The 16,408-nt window shown below is 56.9% G+C and carries 15 protein-coding genes; 7 read left to right on the top strand and 8 right to left on the bottom strand.

Annotation, left to right across the window (positions count from 1 at the left end; all coding sequences use genetic code 11):
- Positions 1-74: 74 nt before the first annotated feature.
- The 7 genes from ACJ8IJ_RS02835 to flhD form a co-directional block, all read right to left on the bottom strand.
- Positions 75-1,745 carry a methyl-accepting chemotaxis protein gene (locus tag ACJ8IJ_RS02835; RefSeq protein WP_442518243.1) on the bottom strand — a complete coding sequence of 557 codons (1,671 nt, stop codon included), beginning with the start codon at positions 1,743-1,745 and terminating at the stop codon, positions 75-77.
- A 194-nt stretch (positions 1,746-1,939) separates the two neighbouring features.
- Positions 1,940-2,440, bottom strand: a complete 501-nt coding sequence (gene cheW, locus ACJ8IJ_RS02840) for a chemotaxis protein CheW (RefSeq protein ID WP_004934876.1) — start codon at positions 2,438-2,440, stop codon at positions 1,940-1,942.
- 32 nt (positions 2,441-2,472) lie between these two features.
- Positions 2,473-4,476 carry a chemotaxis protein CheA gene (gene cheA, locus ACJ8IJ_RS02845; RefSeq protein WP_325961732.1) on the bottom strand — a complete coding sequence of 668 codons (2,004 nt, stop codon included), beginning with the start codon at positions 4,474-4,476 and terminating at the stop codon, positions 2,473-2,475.
- Entirely contained in the window at positions 4,473-5,537 is a 1,065-nt protein-coding gene (gene motB, locus ACJ8IJ_RS02850; RefSeq protein ID WP_325961731.1) for a flagellar motor protein MotB, read from the bottom strand. Before motB ends, cheA begins: the two co-directional genes overlap by 4 nt.
- Positions 5,534-6,424, bottom strand: coding sequence for a flagellar motor stator protein MotA (motA, locus tag ACJ8IJ_RS02855; RefSeq protein WP_015378266.1), 891 nt, complete (start codon positions 6,422-6,424; stop codon positions 5,534-5,536). Before motA ends, motB begins: the two co-directional genes overlap by 4 nt.
- A gap of 145 nt (positions 6,425-6,569) precedes the next feature.
- Positions 6,570-7,154, bottom strand: a complete 585-nt coding sequence (gene flhC, locus ACJ8IJ_RS02860; RefSeq protein WP_016927281.1) for a flagellar transcriptional regulator FlhC — start codon at positions 7,152-7,154, stop codon at positions 6,570-6,572.
- The gene (gene flhD / locus ACJ8IJ_RS02865; protein WP_004934891.1) at positions 7,154-7,504 is read right to left on the bottom strand and encodes a flagellar transcriptional regulator FlhD; all 351 of its coding nucleotides are present in this window, start codon (positions 7,502-7,504) and stop codon (positions 7,154-7,156) included. The genes flhC and flhD overlap by 1 nt, the downstream gene beginning before the upstream one ends.
- Positions 7,505-8,849: 1,345 nt before the next feature.
- Between flhD and ydgT the strand changes: the two genes are divergently transcribed.
- From ydgT to ACJ8IJ_RS02880, 3 genes are all read left to right on the top strand, one after another.
- The gene (gene ydgT, locus ACJ8IJ_RS02870) at positions 8,850-9,065 is read left to right on the top strand and encodes a transcription modulator YdgT (RefSeq protein WP_004934895.1); all 216 of its coding nucleotides are present in this window, start codon (positions 8,850-8,852) and stop codon (positions 9,063-9,065) included.
- Between the two features lie 197 nt (positions 9,066-9,262).
- The gene (uspC, locus tag ACJ8IJ_RS02875) at positions 9,263-9,682 is read left to right on the top strand and encodes a universal stress protein UspC (RefSeq protein ID WP_016927278.1); all 420 of its coding nucleotides are present in this window, start codon (positions 9,263-9,265) and stop codon (positions 9,680-9,682) included.
- 84 nt (positions 9,683-9,766) lie between these two features.
- Positions 9,767-10,798: an NADP-dependent oxidoreductase gene (locus ACJ8IJ_RS02880; RefSeq protein WP_015378268.1), complete on the top strand. Its 1,032-nt coding sequence runs from the start codon at positions 9,767-9,769 to the stop codon at positions 10,796-10,798.
- A gap of 34 nt (positions 10,799-10,832) precedes the next feature.
- On the opposite strand, the gene pcp is transcribed toward ACJ8IJ_RS02880, so the two are convergent.
- On the bottom strand, positions 10,833-11,480 hold the full coding sequence (gene pcp / locus ACJ8IJ_RS02885; protein ID WP_280598360.1) for a pyroglutamyl-peptidase I: 648 nt from the start codon (positions 11,478-11,480) through the stop codon (positions 10,833-10,835).
- Positions 11,481-11,577: 97 nt separating this feature from the next.
- Here pcp and ACJ8IJ_RS02890 point away from each other — a divergent pair, with 97 nt between their 5' ends.
- The 4 genes from ACJ8IJ_RS02890 (at position 11,578) to ACJ8IJ_RS02905 (ending at position 16,365) form a co-directional block, all read left to right on the top strand.
- On the top strand, positions 11,578-12,510 hold the full coding sequence (locus ACJ8IJ_RS02890) for a LysR family transcriptional regulator (RefSeq protein ID WP_004934907.1): 933 nt from the start codon (positions 11,578-11,580) through the stop codon (positions 12,508-12,510).
- Between the two features lie 513 nt (positions 12,511-13,023).
- On the top strand, positions 13,024-15,363 hold the full coding sequence (locus ACJ8IJ_RS02895) for a type VI secretion system Vgr family protein (RefSeq protein ID WP_442518244.1): 2,340 nt from the start codon (positions 13,024-13,026) through the stop codon (positions 15,361-15,363).
- 10 nt (positions 15,364-15,373) lie between these two features.
- Positions 15,374-15,763 (top strand): DUF3592 domain-containing protein, encoded by a 390-nt coding sequence (locus tag ACJ8IJ_RS02900; protein ID WP_004934914.1) that lies wholly within the window; start codon positions 15,374-15,376, stop codon positions 15,761-15,763.
- Between the two features lie 101 nt (positions 15,764-15,864).
- Positions 15,865-16,365, top strand: a complete 501-nt coding sequence (locus ACJ8IJ_RS02905; RefSeq protein WP_442518245.1) for a hypothetical protein — start codon at positions 15,865-15,867, stop codon at positions 16,363-16,365.
- The last annotated feature ends 43 nt before the right edge of the window (positions 16,366-16,408 follow it).

Here is a 16,408-nt window from a genome sequence, read left to right on the forward strand (position 1 = left end):
TGAACCTCCTTGCAGCCGGCCGGCGACCGGCCTACGTAGGGAAAAGGGCCTCTGCGAGAGAGGCCCGATACCGGTCAGAACGTTTCCCAGTTATCCTGCAGATCGCTGGCGTTCATTTTCTTATGATTGATTACCGGTGTTACCGGCGCCTTGCTGGTGACAGGCGCTTTAAACTCTTCCTGGCCTTCCGACCTCAGGCGGAATACCGCTACCGACTGGGTCAGCATGCTGGCCTGTTCTTCCAGCGCCGCCGCCGCCGAGGCGGATTCTTCCACCAACGAGGCGTTCTGCTGGGTCACGCGGTCCATTTCCGCCACCGCCTGGCCAACCTGATCGATACCGCGGCTCTGCTCGTCGGAAGCAGAAGCGATTTCGCCCATGATGTCGGTCACGCGGGTGACGGCGTTGACGATGTCGCCCATGGTTTCCCCGGCGCTTTCCACCAGCACGGAGCCCATATCGACGCGGCTGACCGAGTCTTCGATCAGGCCTTTGATCTCTTTCGCCGCCTGCGCGCTGCGCTGCGCCAGGTTGCGCACTTCACCGGCCACCACCGCGAAGCCGCGGCCCTGTTCGCCGGCGCGCGCCGCTTCCACTGCGGCGTTCAACGCCAGGATGTTGGTCTGGAAGGCGATACCGTCGATCACGCCGGTAATATCGGCGATCTTCTGCGAGCTGCCGGCGATGTCGTGCATGGTCTGCACCACGTTGGCCACCACCTTGCCGCCTTTCTGCGCGGTTTCGGAGGCGCTCAGCGCCAGCTGTGAAGCCTGACGGGCGTTTTCGGCGTTCTGTTTCACCGTCGCGGTCAATTGCTCCATGCTGGCGGCGGTCTCTTCCAGCGAAGCGGCCTGCTGCTCGGTGCGGGAGGAGAGATCGTTGTTGCCCGCGGCGATTTCAGACGCGCCGCTGTAGATGGCGTCTGCGCCCTGACGCACGCCGCTGACGGTTTCGATCAGCTCGCTTTGCATGTGTTTCAGGCTGGCTGCCAGCACGCCCATTTCGTTGCGGCTGGTGACGACGATCTGCTGAGTCAGGTCGCCGGCGGCGATCTGTTTGATGTGGTCGATCATGCGATTCAGCGGACGCACCAGGATGTGATGGATACCGGTCCAGGCCAGTACGATCACCGCCAGCACCACCACCAGCACCACGATCAGCGTCCAAATGGCCGAGTTGTAGGAGCTGTTGCTGCCGTCGACCGCGATTTGGTACAGCTTGCCGTTTTGCTCCAGGTAAACGTTGTAGCTCTGCTCAAAGTTGTCCTGGTAACTCTGCGTAGGCTGATCGAAGAAGGCGTTGATCTTGCCTTCGCCCAGCAGTTGGATCAGCTCGGAGAGCGCGCCGTACAGCACATCGTACTGCTGCTTGAGGCGTTCCGCCGACTGAGGATCCTGGCGCGGGTCCTGAGGAATTTTCTCGTACGCGGCGTAGTGTCTTTCCGCTTCACCCAGCTCTTCCTTCGCCTTGGCCAGCAGTTCATCAATGGTGGCGCCGCTGCCGATCTTGTTGGTATCCATCATGTAGCGGATACCGGCGCGGTTCAGGGAGTTGCGCGCCTGCAGCAGGTCAACGCGGCTTTCACTCAGCTGCAGCTGCTGCTGGCGGATCGTTTGCAGGACGGTAAAGTTTTCCTTATCGCTTTTCAGCGAGGAGAAAAAGAGTCCGCCCGAAATCAACTGCAAGGCGCCAAACAGCACCAACACCAGCAACAGGCTGGTGACCACCTTCATACGATTTAACATGATTTCCCTTGTTGAAGCCCGCGCAGACAGGCTCTGATGACGTTGAATGTGAGAGTTATCGGCGCCGTGCGGCAAAACTTTATGCGGGAAAGTAACTATTTTTAGTGGGGGTTCCGAGCGCGGCTGAGGCCATCGCGACAGATCAGGGAAAGTGAAGATTAAAGGAGGCGGCGCCCCGCCCCTTGAGTCTGAAATCAGACGCTTTTCGCCACGCTGTCGACCAGCGACATCTCTTCGCTGCTCAGCAGCTTTTCGATATCCACCAGGATCAGCATGCGTTCGCCCAGCGAACCGAGGCCGGTGAGATATTCGGTCGCCAGGGTCACCGCGAACTCCGGCGCCGGACGGATCTGATCGGCGGTGAGCGACAGCACGTCGGAGACGCCGTCAACCACGATGCCCACCACGCGCTGGCCAAAGTTCAGCACGATCACCACGGTGTTTTCATCGTAGGAAACGCTCTGCTGCGAAAATTTCACCCGCAGATCGATGATAGGAACAATCACGCCGCGCAGGTTGGTGACGCCCTTGATGAACGCCGGGGTGTTGGCGATGCGGGTCACCTGATCGTAGCCGCGAATTTCCTGCACCTTGAGGATGTCGATACCGTACTCCTCGTTGCCCAGGGTAAAAATCAGAAACTCTTGCCCTACCGTTTCGCCAGCCAATTTGCTGACGGCTGCCAATCCTGCCATATCATTCACCTTTTAAATCAATAAACTCATTATTATGCGGCGGCGTCCGTCAGACGCTTTTCACGGTTCAAGGTTTGCAACGCCGAGACATCGACGATCAAGGCCACGCTGCCGTCGCCCAGAATGGTCGCGGCGGAGATGCCCGGCACTTTGCGGTAGTTGCTTTCCAGATTCTTCACCACCACCTGATGCTGGCCAATCAGCTGATCTACCAGCAACGCATAGCGGCGGCCGGCGCTTTGCAGGATAACGACGATGCCCTGCGTGGCGTCGGTTTTGGCGCCGTCCACTTCGAATACCCGATACAGCTCCACCAGCGGCAGGTATTCGCCGCGCACCTGCAGCACGCGTTCGCCGCCGGCCAGCGGATGCAGATCTTCCGCCTGCGGCTGCAGCGATTCCATCACCGCGTTCAGCGGCAGGATAAAGACTTCGTCGTTCACCTTGACCGACATGCCGTCGAGGATCGCCAGCGTCAGCGGCAACAGGATGCGGATGGTGGTGCCTTTACCGGCCTGCGAACGGATCTCGACGTGGCCGCCCATCTCCTGAATATTCCGTTTCACCACGTCCATGCCGACGCCGCGGCCGGAAACGTCGGTCACCTGCTCGGCGGTGGAGAAGCCCGGCGCAAAGATCAGCATGCCGACCTCTTCGTCGCTCATGCTGTCGCTGACCGCCAGCCCTTGCGAAGCCGCCTTGGCGAGAATTTTTTCGCGGTTCAGCCCGGCGCCGTCGTCGATGACTTCAATACAAATGTTGCCGCCCTGGTGTTCGGCCGACAGCACCAGATTGCCCACCGCCGACTTGCCGGCGGCGATACGGGTAGCCGGCTCTTCGATACCGTGATCGAGGCTGTTGCGCACCAGGTGCGTCAACGGATCGATAATGCGTTCGATCAGGCTCTTGTCCAGTTCGGTCGAGCTGCCCTGCAGCGTCAGCTCCACCTGTTTATTCAGCTTGCCGGCCAGATCGCGCACCAGCCGCGGGTAGCGGCTGAAGACGTACTCCATCGGCATCATGCGGATCGACATCACCGATTCCTGCAGATCGCGCGCGTTACGCTCCAGCTGGCTCATGCTGTTCAGCAGATCGCCGTGGTTCACCGGATCGAGCGTGCCGGAGCGTTGCGCCAGCATCGATTGGGTGATCACCAGCTCGCCCACCAGGTTAATCAGCTGATCCACCTTTTCCACCGCCACGCGGATGCTGGTGGATTCGCTCGCCTTGGCGCGCGCTTTTGGCGCTTCGGCCGGTTTCGCGGCAGGCGGCGCGGCGTTCGCGACCGGCGCAGGCTCCGGTAAGGCGGCCACTTCCGGTAAGCTCGCTTCTGCGATGGCCGGTTCGCTCTGGGTCGGCGTCGAGAAGCTGATTTGTTCCGGTTCCAGCACGAAGCACAACACGGCGCTGATGTCGTCTTCACTGGCGGAGGTGAGCAACGTCACGTCCAGACTGTGTTCCGTCTGATGCGGATCTTTAACCTCGCCGAGGTTGCCCAGCTCTTCCAACATCAAGGGGATTTCACTGGCTTTCAGCCCGTTCAGGCTGATGCGCATGCCGCCCTCGCTCGCCGCCGGCGCGGCCGATGGCTTAACGACAGGCTGCTGAACGGCCGGTTGAGCCGCAGGCGCCTCTTGCTGCTGTTGCGCTTCCAACGCCAGCTGGCGCAGCGCCTGACAAATGTATTCAAAGCTTTCAGCGTCAGGCTGTTGCGAGGTTTTATAGGCGTCCAGTTGCTCCTGCATAATGTCTTTGGTTTCCAGAAACAGGTTGATAATTTCGGTGCTCAGGCTCATTTCCTGGCGTCTTGCACCGTCCAGCAGGTTCTCCAGCAGGTGGGTGGTTTCCTGCAGCACCGAAAAACCAAAGGTCGCCGCGCCGCCCTTGATCGAATGCGCCGCACGGAAGATGGCGTTTAACGGCTCGATATCGGGGGCCAGCGGATCCAGCTCCAGCAGGTGTTGCTCCATGTCGGCCAGCAACTCGTCTGCCTCATCAAAGAAGGTCTGATAAAAATCGCTAATGTCCATGCTCACGGGGTCACCTCTGGCTGTGAGTCGCGGTTAGTCGGTGCGGGTGCGGACGCCGGTGGTTCCGGCGCCTGATCGGCCGGTGCTATCGCCGGGGATGCCTGCGGTGGAGCGCCTGGCGTTGTCGCCACCGGTTCCGGGACCGTCGCCGAGGGTTCCGGCGTTTGGCTGGCCGGTGCGGTCGCCGACGGCGCCAGCTGCTTCAGGCTGTCCGGCTGGGCGATATCCATCGCGTTGCTTTCGGCATTTTCGTGCTCGATGCCCTCTTGCGTTTGCTTGTTCAGCACCAACACGGTGATGCGACGGTTAATCGCGTCATCGGCGCCATGCTGTTTCAGGCTCATGGTGGCCGCCATGCCCACCACCCGCAGCACCTTGCCTTCCGCCAGGCCGCCGGCGATCAGCTCGCGCCGGGAGGCGTTGGCGCGATCGGCCGACAGTTCCCAGTTGCTGTAGCCGCGCTCGCCGGTGGCGTAAGGGATGTCATCGGTGTGGCCGGACAGGCTGATTTTGTTCGGCAGGTCGTTAAGGATCGGCGCTATCGCACGCAGAATATCGCGCATGTAGCTCTCGACCTGCGCGCTGCCGGTTTTGAACATCGGCCGGTTTTGGCTATCGATAATCTGGATGCGCAGCCCTTCGTCCATCATGTTGATCAGCAGATGCGGACGCAGCGCCTTCAGGCGCGGATCGGACTCAATCAACTCATCCAGCTTTTCGCGCAGCTTGTTCAGGCGCAGCTCTTCGGCGCGCGAGTCCGGCGAATCGACCTGTTTTTTCACCAGGCCATGCTGCTGCGTGGGATCGTCGCCGCCGCCAGGAATGGGGCTGCTCTCGGAACTGCTCTTGTCGCCGCTGGTCAGGGCAACCTTGAGCGGCGTACGGAAATATTCGGCGATTTGCGTCAGCTCCTGCGGGCTGGCGATCGCCAGCAGCCACATCACCAGGAAAAACGCCATCATCGCCGTCATAAAGTCGGCATAAGCGATCTTCCAGGAGCCGCCGTGATGGGCGGCATGATGCGACTTGCGCTTTCTGACCAGAACGACCGGATGATTCTGTTTCATGCTTCTTCTTCTTCCGTCGCCTGCTGCGCCGGCGCTTTCACGCGGCGCACGTGTTCTTCCAGCTCAACGAAAGAAGGACGTTCGGTGGTATACAGCGTTTTACGGCCGAACTCGACTGCGATCTGCGGCGCGTAACCGTTCAGGCTCGACAACAGCGTGACCTTGATGCACTGCATCATCTTGACGTTTTCGGCGCTCTTCTGGCGCAGCAACGTCGCCAGCGGCGAGATGAAGCCGTAGGCCAGCAAAATGCCGAGGAAAGTACCGACCATGGCGTTAGCGATCAGCGCGCCCAGTTCAGCGGCCGGACGGTCAGCCGAAGCCAGGGCGTGCACCACCCCCATCACCGCCGCGACGATGCCGAACGCCGGCAAGGAGTCGCCCACCATCGCCAGACTGCCGGCGGGCACTTCGCTTTCCTGCTCGTAGGTTTCGATCTCTTCGTCCATCAGCGCTTCGATCTCGAACGCATTCATATTGCCGCTCACCATCAGCCGTAAATAGTCGGTAATGAACTCCACCAGAGTGTTATCGGCAAGGATGCGCGGATAATTAGAGAAAATTTCACTTTCTTGCGGATTATCGATATCGAACTCGAGCGACAGCATGCCCTGCTGGCGCGATTTGGCCAGCAGACGGAACAGCAACGCCATCAGATCCATATACAGATCTTTGTTGTATTTGGAACGGCGCATCAGCCGCGGCAGCGCGCGCAGCGTGGCTTTGATCGCTTTGCCGTTGTTGCCGACGATGAAGGCGCCGACGCCCGCCCCGCCGATAATCAGAAATTCCGCCGGCTGATACAATGCCCCAAGATGACCGCCCACGATCAGGTAGCCGCCAAACACCGCACCCAATACCACGAGATAACCCAAAATAACTAGCACACGCATTCCTTAAATTAACAATGTGGATGGAAGGTGGGGCAAACGCGCCCTGGCTCGACAGACCAGGCTGCATGTCTGGGGGCGGCATGCCGCCCCTGCGTATCACACGTCGGTATTCATTGCCGAGAGCCGGCAACGTGGCGGCTCAGATGGCGCGTTTGACCTGCTCGTCCAGCAGTTGAGGAATAATATCGGCCAGTTGCGGCGAAAGTTTACGTCTTTTTACGGCGCGGGATGGGGGTTGGCATAAACTGCAGATGAAACCATTCAGCGGCTGGTGCGCGTGGGTGATAAATGCGCCGCCGCAGCAGCTGCAGGCGGAAAGCTGCAACATGCCGCTATCGACGAAGCGCACCAGCGTCCAGGCACGGGTCAGCGCCAGCAACGGCGCCTCGCCGGCCTGCTGCGGACACTGCTCGAGATAGAGGCGATAGGCTTTGATCACCGCCTCCACGCCGCTGCACTGCCCGCTTTTCATCAAAAACAGGTAAGCGTTGTAAAACATCGACGAGTGAATATTTTGTTCCCAGGTCATAAACCAGTCGGTTGAGAACGGTAACATTCCTTTTGGCGGCGGGCTGCCGCGTAACTCCTTGTAAAGTTTAATCAAGCGCCCGCGGCTGAGCTGGGTTTCACTCTCCAGCATCTGCAATCGGGCTCCCAGCGAAATCAGCTCCATGGCGAGCTGAATGTCCTTGGCTTCTTGAACGATACTTTTCTCAACCATCATCAGGCTCTTTTCTTCGTCGGGCTAGCGTCTTTACTCGATAGCTCTTGCAGTAAATGGCTTGATAGCAAAATGCCGGTATGGATTTGTTGCAGATCGTCGACGCGCGACTCTTTGGTCAGGCGTTCGATGGTCTGGCTTTCGTTAAAGCGGAAGTGGCAAACCAGCTGGTTGGTCTCGGCCAGTTTAACCATTTGCGGCAAAGTCAGCTGCGCCAGCGCATCGGCCATGGTTTCATCAATACCCAGGCGAAACATTGCGGACGCTTTTTCATCGTTGATCAAACGCTGTGCTAAAAGTAAATATGACAGATTGATGTCATAAATATGCTTAAGTAATTCAGACGTACCCATATTCCCCATCCCGACAGACTATGTTTAAAAACATACGCTGGGTGATAAATTTTATCGCCCGTGACTTGGGTTGTTTCCCAAAGTTGGCAAATTAATCTCTCAAAAACGACTGCTATAATTTTCGACAATCGCTAAATTCGACCACTGTTCAGTATTTGCTACGAGCGTAAACCAACGTGTATGGATGTACAGCATTCTGCTTCGATAGTGTTTAGTCACCATGAAACTATTTTTACAAATTTAATAAGATTATTCCTAAAGCAGCGCAACTCTACCCCCGAACCATTAGCACACACAATGTAAGTGAGAGGCAATTTTAAATACAATGTGATATATATCACAAAAATAAAAAATAATTAAGCCAAATACCCCCAAATACGCTCACTTATTGACCGTCATTTTGCTCATAAAACAGCCATAGGTAAAAAAACGTCTTAAAAACAATGTTTATGCGCCAAAAAATTATCTTTTTTAGATCAATTCGAACAAAAGCATCACCAAACCAAAATAACAGAACAAAAATCTGCATATAGGCAACAAACTCAGTATAAATAACCATTTGAGTTACTAAAAAATATCCAAGCTGAAAAATAACCAATGTAAACTATGAGGTTATTAGCTATCGGATTTGACTTAAGCCTTCAGCCTGAGGCTGTTCTAATTTTCAACATCAGGTGATTATGGCTTATCAATGATTCGCAGGCGTAGTGAACAAGCCAACAGACGTAACGATATGTTTCCGTATTAGCACGATGCAAGAGTGCTTTTTTTGAGTTAAATTCCCCCAAAACGTTATATCGGCAGCAATTCATAAAACTTTAATGCTTTTTATTTCTTTTTCTGACGCCGAGATAATTCCCCCTCCCCCCCAGAGATTATTTACATGGCTTTGGCTTTCATTACTTCATTGTCATAAAATAAAACGCAGTTTTGTTTTACTGTTCATATTTCTTCATCGAAAAAAATGGCTTTTCAACGCAAGCAGCGGCGACAAACATCGCCCAATGCCGCGGCGGCGCCACGGCCGGGTGAAAAAATCACCCAAAAGAGGCCCGGCACGGCACCTTGTGCTTGCCCACAGCACGAACGACGACGCGTCGGCCGTCAACCGCCCTGAGACTTTCCCTATTTCTCCATTAATCAGCAGGCTGAGATTGCTGACGGCGCACTGGCATATTATGATTTACCAAAGCGCCGCTACGGGCGGCGCGACATCATTACCCAGTGCAATTTATCTAATTGAAATGATTTTTGTCAGGTCGTACATCGCTGCCTCGACGGCGTCGCCGTGAGTCGCTATGTGTTATTCACCCGGCTTTAACTATTAACAGGCTATATTTTAATCATGACCGATACGCTCGAATATCTGCTGACATTTCGTAAATGCTCCTCTTTGGACAGCCTGGAGAAGGTGTACGACAAACTGAACTACTCCATTGAAAACGATACGGAAATGAGCAATATGTACCGTGCCGCCGACCACCGTCGCGCCGAGCTGGTTGCCGGTAAATTGTTCGATCTGGGCAAGGTGCCGAAAACGCTGTGGGCACAGGTGCTTTAATTCAGTGAAATTACGTGCGGCAACGGTTTTATCTTTTATTGCTATATAACCGGGGCACATTCAGCTTTTATTGCCGCGCGTGATATGAAACACATTTATTCCCCCCGCCAGGTTCTACCCTTTATCCGACGCAGTACTTCCACCAAGGCCGCCGATGCAGCAGCCTGAAACACGATGGATACAACAAGGAGTCGGATATGGGGTATCAAAACGTTCTGGTCACCGTCGCCGTTGCCCCTGACAGCCACCGCCTGGTGGAAAAGGCCGTCTCCATCGTTCGCCCCTACGGCGGCAGCATCACCCTGTTGAGCACCCTCGCCAATCCGGAAATGTACAATAATTTCGCCGGGCCGATGCTGGGCGATTTGCGCTCGCTGATGGAAGAGGAAACCCGGCTGTTTATGGAAGAACTGCGCCAACGCGCCGGCTACCCTATCGCCGATACGCTGATCGTGCATGGCGAGCTGGGTGACAGCCTGGCATTCGCCAGCCGCCGCCAGCCGTTTGACCTGCTGCTCTGCGGCAATCACCGAGACAGCATGATGAACAAAGTCTCCTGTTCCGCCGCCCGCTTTATCAATATCAGTCATATCGACGTGTTGATCGTTCCGCTCTGAGCTAAGCACATTCGGTCACGTCGCCTCAGCGCTCCTGCACTAGGCTTAACGGACCTTGTTTGCCGCACCACAAAGGAGCTTTCGATGTCCCCTTCTCAACAGAACCGCCGCTTCCTGCTGGCCTCGCGTCCGAACGGCGAACCGACAGCCGCGAACTTCCGTCTCGATACCGTCCCCGCACCGCAACCCGGCGCCGGCCAACTGCTGCTGCGCACCGTATATCTGTCGTTGGATCCTTATATGCGCGGACGCATGAGCGATGCCCCCTCCTATGCGCCGCCGGTGGAGATCGGTCAGGTGATGGTGGGCGGTACGGTATCGCGCGTGGCGGCCTCACAGCATCCCGATTTCAACGTCGGCGATTGGGTATTGGGGTATGACGGCTGGCAGGAATATGCGCTGTCCGACGGCAGCGGCCTGCGCAACCTCGGCCCGCATTTGCCGCACCCTTCCCGCCTGCTGGGCGTGCTCGGCATGCCGGGATTTACCGCATACATGGGGCTGCTCGACATCGGCCAACCGCAGGCGGGTGAAACGTTGGTGGTGGCCGCCGCCAGCGGTGCGGTTGGTTCGGTGGTCGGCCAAATCGGCAAACTGAAAGGCTGCCGCGTCGTCGGCGTCGCCGGCGGTGCGGAAAAATGCCGCTATGTGGTGGAAGAGTTGGGTTTCGACGCCTGTATTGATCACCGCGCCCCAGACTTTGCCGAACGGTTGGCCGCCGCCTGCCCACAGGGTATCGACATCTATTACGAGAATGTCGGCGGGGCGGTGTTCGACGCCGTACTGCCGCTGTTGAACACCAAAGCGCGTATTCCGGTATGCGGCATCATCGCCCATTACAATGCCACCGGGTTACCTGCGGGGCCGGACCGCTTGCCGCTGCTGGAGGGGCTGATCCTGCGCAAACGCATCCGTATGCAGGGCTTTATCATCTTCGACGACTACGGCTCACGCTTTGACGAGTTCTTGCAACAAATGAGCAGTTGGGTCGAACAGGGGAAAATCAAGTTCCGCGAAGACATCGTCGACGGGCTGGAGCAGGCGCCGCAGGCGTTTATCGGCCTGCTGCAGGGTAAAAACTTCGGAAAACTGGTGATCCGCGTCGCCGACGAATAACCCGTAGCAGGGCGTGGTACGCCGCGCTCTGCTTTTAATGTACGGCGCCGTCGCCGAATCGCACATCTTCCTCTACCGTCAGCGTCACCTGAACGACAGTGCGCACCGCTTCCACCATCGTCGCCAGTGCCATGCTCGGCTTGCCCGGGTGCGCTGCCGCCAGTTCATGGCTGTACGGAATATGCACGAACCCGCCCCTGGCCCGCGAATGCTGCGTCTCCAGATAGTGACGCAGACCATAAAAAATGTGGTTGCAGTTGTAGGTGCCCGCCGTATAAGAGACCGCCGCGGGGATCCCCTGCCGGCGCAGTTGCTGCACCGCGGCCTTGACGGGCAGCGTACTGAAATAGCCCACTGGCCCGCCGGCAACCACCGGCACGTCAATCGGCTGTTTACCGGCATTGTCGGGAATGCGGGCATCGATCAGATTGATGGCTACCCGTTCCAGGGATATCTCGGCCCGGCCGCCGGCCAGCCCCAGACAAATCACCGCCAGCGGCTGCAATGCCTCAATCGCCGCGATCAGCTGCTGATTGGCTACGCCCAATACGCAAGGTAGCTCGAGCACCACAATCTCCGCGCCGGCAATATGTTCACCGGCCAACGCCTGCGCAATCTGCCAGGAGGGATTCACCGCATCACCCTCGAACGGCTCAATGCCGGTGATCAAAACTTTGTTCATCATTTCCCCTGATTGAAGGCTAAATTCGTGTACTTCCAGCCTAAAGAACGCAGTATGATTCTGGAAATGGATTATCTGTATATAGAGTATTCATAAAATGAATTTATCCAGCGTCGATCTCAACTTGCTGGTGGTGTTTGAGGCGTTGTATCAGACGCGCAACGTCACCGCCGCAGGCCGGCGTCTTAACCGCGCGCAACCTTCCGTCAGCAATGCATTGGCGCGGCTGCGCATTCTTCTGAACGATCCGCTGTTTGTTCGCAGCGGCGGCGGAATGGCCCCCACGCCGCGCGCCCACCAGTTGATGCCGCAAATACAGCGGGTGCTTGAACAGATCCATCTGGCGTTGGCGCCCCCTGCCCGTTTCGACCCGGCCACCGCCGGGCAGCGGCGTTTTACGCTGGCGGCCGGCGACTATGCCGATATCTTGCTGCTGCCCGCCATCATCAGTCGATTGCGTCAGACCGCACCCGGCATCGATATTCGCGTTTCGCGCCTGGATCGCCACAATATTTACCGGCAACTGGATCGCGGCGAGGTGGATATCGCGCTGGGAGGGCACCTTTCCGGTGCGGAAAGCCACTATGTGCGCACGTTGTTTGAAGAACATCTGGTGTGTATCGCCAGCCGTTCACACCCACAGCTGGCGGATGGCCGCTGGGATCTGGCGCGCTACCTCAGCCTGCCGCATGGGCTGTACGCACCGGCAGACGACGGCTCTGCCAGAGGGTTGGTCGACCGGCGTCTGGCGGAAATTGGCGGTCAACGGCGCGTTGCCGTGACCTTTTCACACATTGCCGCTCTGCCGGCGGTGGTCGCCGACAGCGATCTGATCGCCACGCTGGCCGCCAGCGCGGCCCGGCATTTTTCCGATCCGCAACGCGTACGCATTCTCCCGCTGCCTGACGAGTTGGCCATCGCGCCTTTCCCCATTGAGCTGATCGCCGGCCGGCAGGCGCAACGCGACCCGGCTTTAATCTGGCTCTGCGAGCTTATCGGGCAACTCTCCTTCGCCTTCTCTCCACGCTAACGGCGACATTCGCTGCATTTTCAACCGTTCAAACGCATGTTCCCAGGCCCGTCGGTGGGCCCTGGAATGCCCACCAAATAGGAATCATCCGAATTAACATTCGGTAAATTTATATATTTGATCATCTTTAACTAACGAATGGTAAGGATAAAAAATACTCAGTGACTTTTTTCACGGAAAAAAAGAGTTGTTTTATAAACACGTTGACTTAAGTGTTACAGATTTATTATTTGGTATTACCATTTACCCAATAATTTGGGATAAAAAAAGATCTGCGCGTATCTATATGTTTTAGATAATAAAAAACCAGATCGTGAGCGAGTTAACGAATTGAGCATTGATCCACAAGGCTATTTTGCAAATGCAGAGCTCTATTGTAGACTGCACAAATCGTGCCTTTGTGTAAACTTTGTTAAATCTTTCGTCAGCCCCTGTCTCAATTCGTGACAGATACGCCATCGGGATCGCGCGTCAAATCTCGTGCGGTAGCTATGCCTAAACCGGGGATATAGTATGGATCGCCTTATCATTGCGCACACACCTTTGCCCGCCCATCAGCTGTTGTTCAGAAGCCTTTCCGGTGAGGAAAGACTGGCCGGGCTGTTCGAATTCGACGTCGAGCTGCTCAGCCCTGACAATCGCCTCGATCTGAAATCGCTGCTGGGACAAAAAATCACGCTGGAGCTGCGGGGCAATCCGTTGGCGCCGCGTTATCTCAACGGCAATATCACGCGCATGACCCTCTCCGGACGAGAAGCCGGCGGCAACCGTTACTATATCTACCGCGCCGTGCTGCGCCCCACGCTGTGGTATCTGACGCAAAACCGCGATTTTCGCATCTACCAGGAACAGACCGTTCCCGACATCCTGACTCAGGTGCTGGGGCAGTATCAGGTGAAAATCGATAACCGCCTGAGTTACGACTACCGCATCTGGGGGTACTGCGTGCAGTACCAGGAGAGCGATTTCGATTTCATCAGCCGTCTGATGGAACACGAAGGCATCTATTACTATTTCACGCACCAGCAAGACGGCCATACGCTGGTGCTGGCTGACGCGCCGGCGGCCCATCAGGAACTCGCCGGCTACGCCAGCATTCCCTATCAGCTCGCGGAAGGCGGCCTGGTGGAAAACAAAGACAGCATCAACAGCTGGAGCGTTTCTGACGCCATCACGCCCAGCCTGTATAGCCTGGATGACTACGATTTTCGCAAGCCGCGCGCGCGTTTGCTGGAGGCCCGGCAAAATCCCGCCTCATTCGCGCAGGACAAAGCCGAGGTGTTCGACTGGCCCGGCCGTTATACCGATCACGCCCATGGCCAGTTTTACGTCAAGGTTCGCCAACAGGAGTTCGAAGCGCAGCATGAGCAGATGAGCGGCGAAGGCAATTCGCAGGGCATTGCGCCCGGCTATCGTTTTCAACTGACCCAGGCGCCGCGTATGGAAGACAACCGCACCTACCTGGTGGTCAGCGCACATTACTTCATGCAGGAAAATAGCTACGCCAGCAACGATAACGACGTCGGCGAACAGCGAACCGAATTTCAGGTCGTTCCGGCGGATATCAATTGGCGCCCGGCGCGCACCACGCCCTGGCCGAAAACCCATGGCCCGCAAACTGCCGAAGTGGTGGGCCCGGAAGGCGAAAGCATCTGGACCGATAAATATGGCCGGGTGAAACTCAAATTCCGTTGGGATCGCCACGGCAGCGGCAACGAAACCAGCTCCTGCTGGGTGCGCGTCTCCAGCGCCTGGGCCGGCTGGAAATACGGCGGGATCCAGATCCCGCGCGTCGGTGAGGAAGTGGTGGTCGACTTTATCAACGGCGATCCGGATCGCCCCATCATCACCGGCCGCGTTTACAACGAAGACAGCATGCCTCCGTGGGATCTGCCCGGCGACGCCACCAAAATGGGCTTTATGAGCCGCAGCAAAGGCGGCGGCGTCGACAACGCCAGCTTCCTGTTCCTGGAAGACTCGCCCGGCAACGAATCTTTCGACATGCACGCCGAACGCAACATGAACATGACGGTGGAAAACGACAAGAACGTCAATATTGACGGCAGTCGCACCACCACCATCGGTCGCCAGCAGGACGACACCGTCACCGGCGACGCCACGTTCCTGTACAAAGCGAAACGCACCACAACGGTCAATGGGCTGGAAACCGCCAACCTGAACGCTCACCAAACGGTGAACATCAAAGGCGGCCGCGACCTGACGATTATCGACGGCGGCGATAAAATCGACATCACCGGCAATCAGTCCTTCAAGCTCGACGGCGCGCAGACGCAAAACATTACGCAAACCCAGCATGTCACGGTGAAAGGCAACCAGACCCTCGACATTACCGAGGGGCAACAGACCAGCACCATCAAGCAAGGGCAGACGGTCAACATCACCTCCGGCGGGCAGCACACCACCATCACCGCCGGCGGGCAGGAATTGACGATTGAAGGCGGCGGCCAAACCGCCACCGTAACCGGGGATGTCACCGAGACCTACAAAAACGATCAGAGCACCACGATCACCGGCACGCTGACCATCAAGGCGAAAACGATCAATATCACCAGCGCGGACGGCGTATCGGTGCAGACACCGAGCTGGAAAGATAACTGCCACGGCTTGAAATGGGTGGCGACCGGGGCCAACTTCGCCTTTTACGGTTCAAATCTTGCGTTGACAGGAGCCAGCCTGAAACACACGATGCTGGATATCTCGCACAACCCGCTGTCGATCAGCAAAACCAATTTCAAGCTCAGTAATGATCCCATGACGTTCACGCAGCTTGGCGCGCTGGTGACCAACGGTGCCTTACGATTGAGCACCAAGGCGCTGGCGATCTTCTTGTAAAGGGACTCCCATGTCGAAGGCCAAAAATGTTTTCACCGTTATCGGTTTGATTTTATTGGCTCCCATTCTCAGCCTGGTGGGCTTTTTCAAATTCATCACGGTCGATATCTGGGGTTATTTCAAACATATCGGTTCTTCCCTCAGCGTGATGGAGAACGGTATTTCCGCCTCAGGGCAAATCGTCAGCATTCGCCAGACCAACCTGTGGGACGGGAATCGGCCGGTCTGCGAAGTCGAAGTCAAGTACATCGCCCAAGACGGGAAAAACCATACGGCCGTGGCGAAAGGCCCGATCAGCGTCGTGGATCTGCCGCGTTATCAGCCGGGTCATTTCATCGCGATAAAGTACGATCCGAAGAATCCCAAAAAAGCGGTGATCGAAGAGCTTTCCCGGCTTTGAGCGAAAAGCATCCCTTCAATCACGCGATCCGATTTCAACGTTCCGTAAACGGCTTACCGTTCATCAGTTCGCGAAATCACCTTGCATAAGGAAGTGTCACGATGGGCACGTTCATTGCCTTTTCGACGCAGGACAGCCTCTGGGGACAAGTCCTGTTTACCTTCTTTGGCATCCTGGTTGGCTGCGTATTGCTCGCTGCGATCGGCAAAACCTTTTTGTCGGCCAACCGAGCGGCCACGTTGCCTGTGCGGCTGCCGATCTTTGTCGCGCTGATGCTGGCGCTCCTGAAATACAACCAGCAGGTGATGTCTGCGGTAAATGCCCCCGCAGAACTGATCGGATTGCTGATTTTTCCCGGCTTTTTGATGAGTTACCTGAGTGCGGCGCCCACCGGCAGACTGGCGCTGGCGATAGAGCTGCCCTGTTTTGCGGCGCTCGCCGCGCTGCTGATCCTGGGCACCAATGACATCGGCTTCTTTGCGCCCTATCACCTGGAGAGCGCCGGCCAATTGATCGCCAAGGCGATCGCCGCGGCGTTGTCCGTGGCCGCCGTGCTGCTGGCTCGTGGAATAAGCGGAAAGGACAACGCACTGTCCTCTTGATCATCCATTTCGAAGCGGGGCGCTCCCCGCATTGGCGATCGGC

The organism is Serratia sp. CY40230, from assembly GCF_052168835.1.
In the GTDB taxonomy this organism is placed as follows: Bacteria; Pseudomonadota; Gammaproteobacteria; order Enterobacterales; family Enterobacteriaceae; genus Serratia; species Serratia nematodiphila.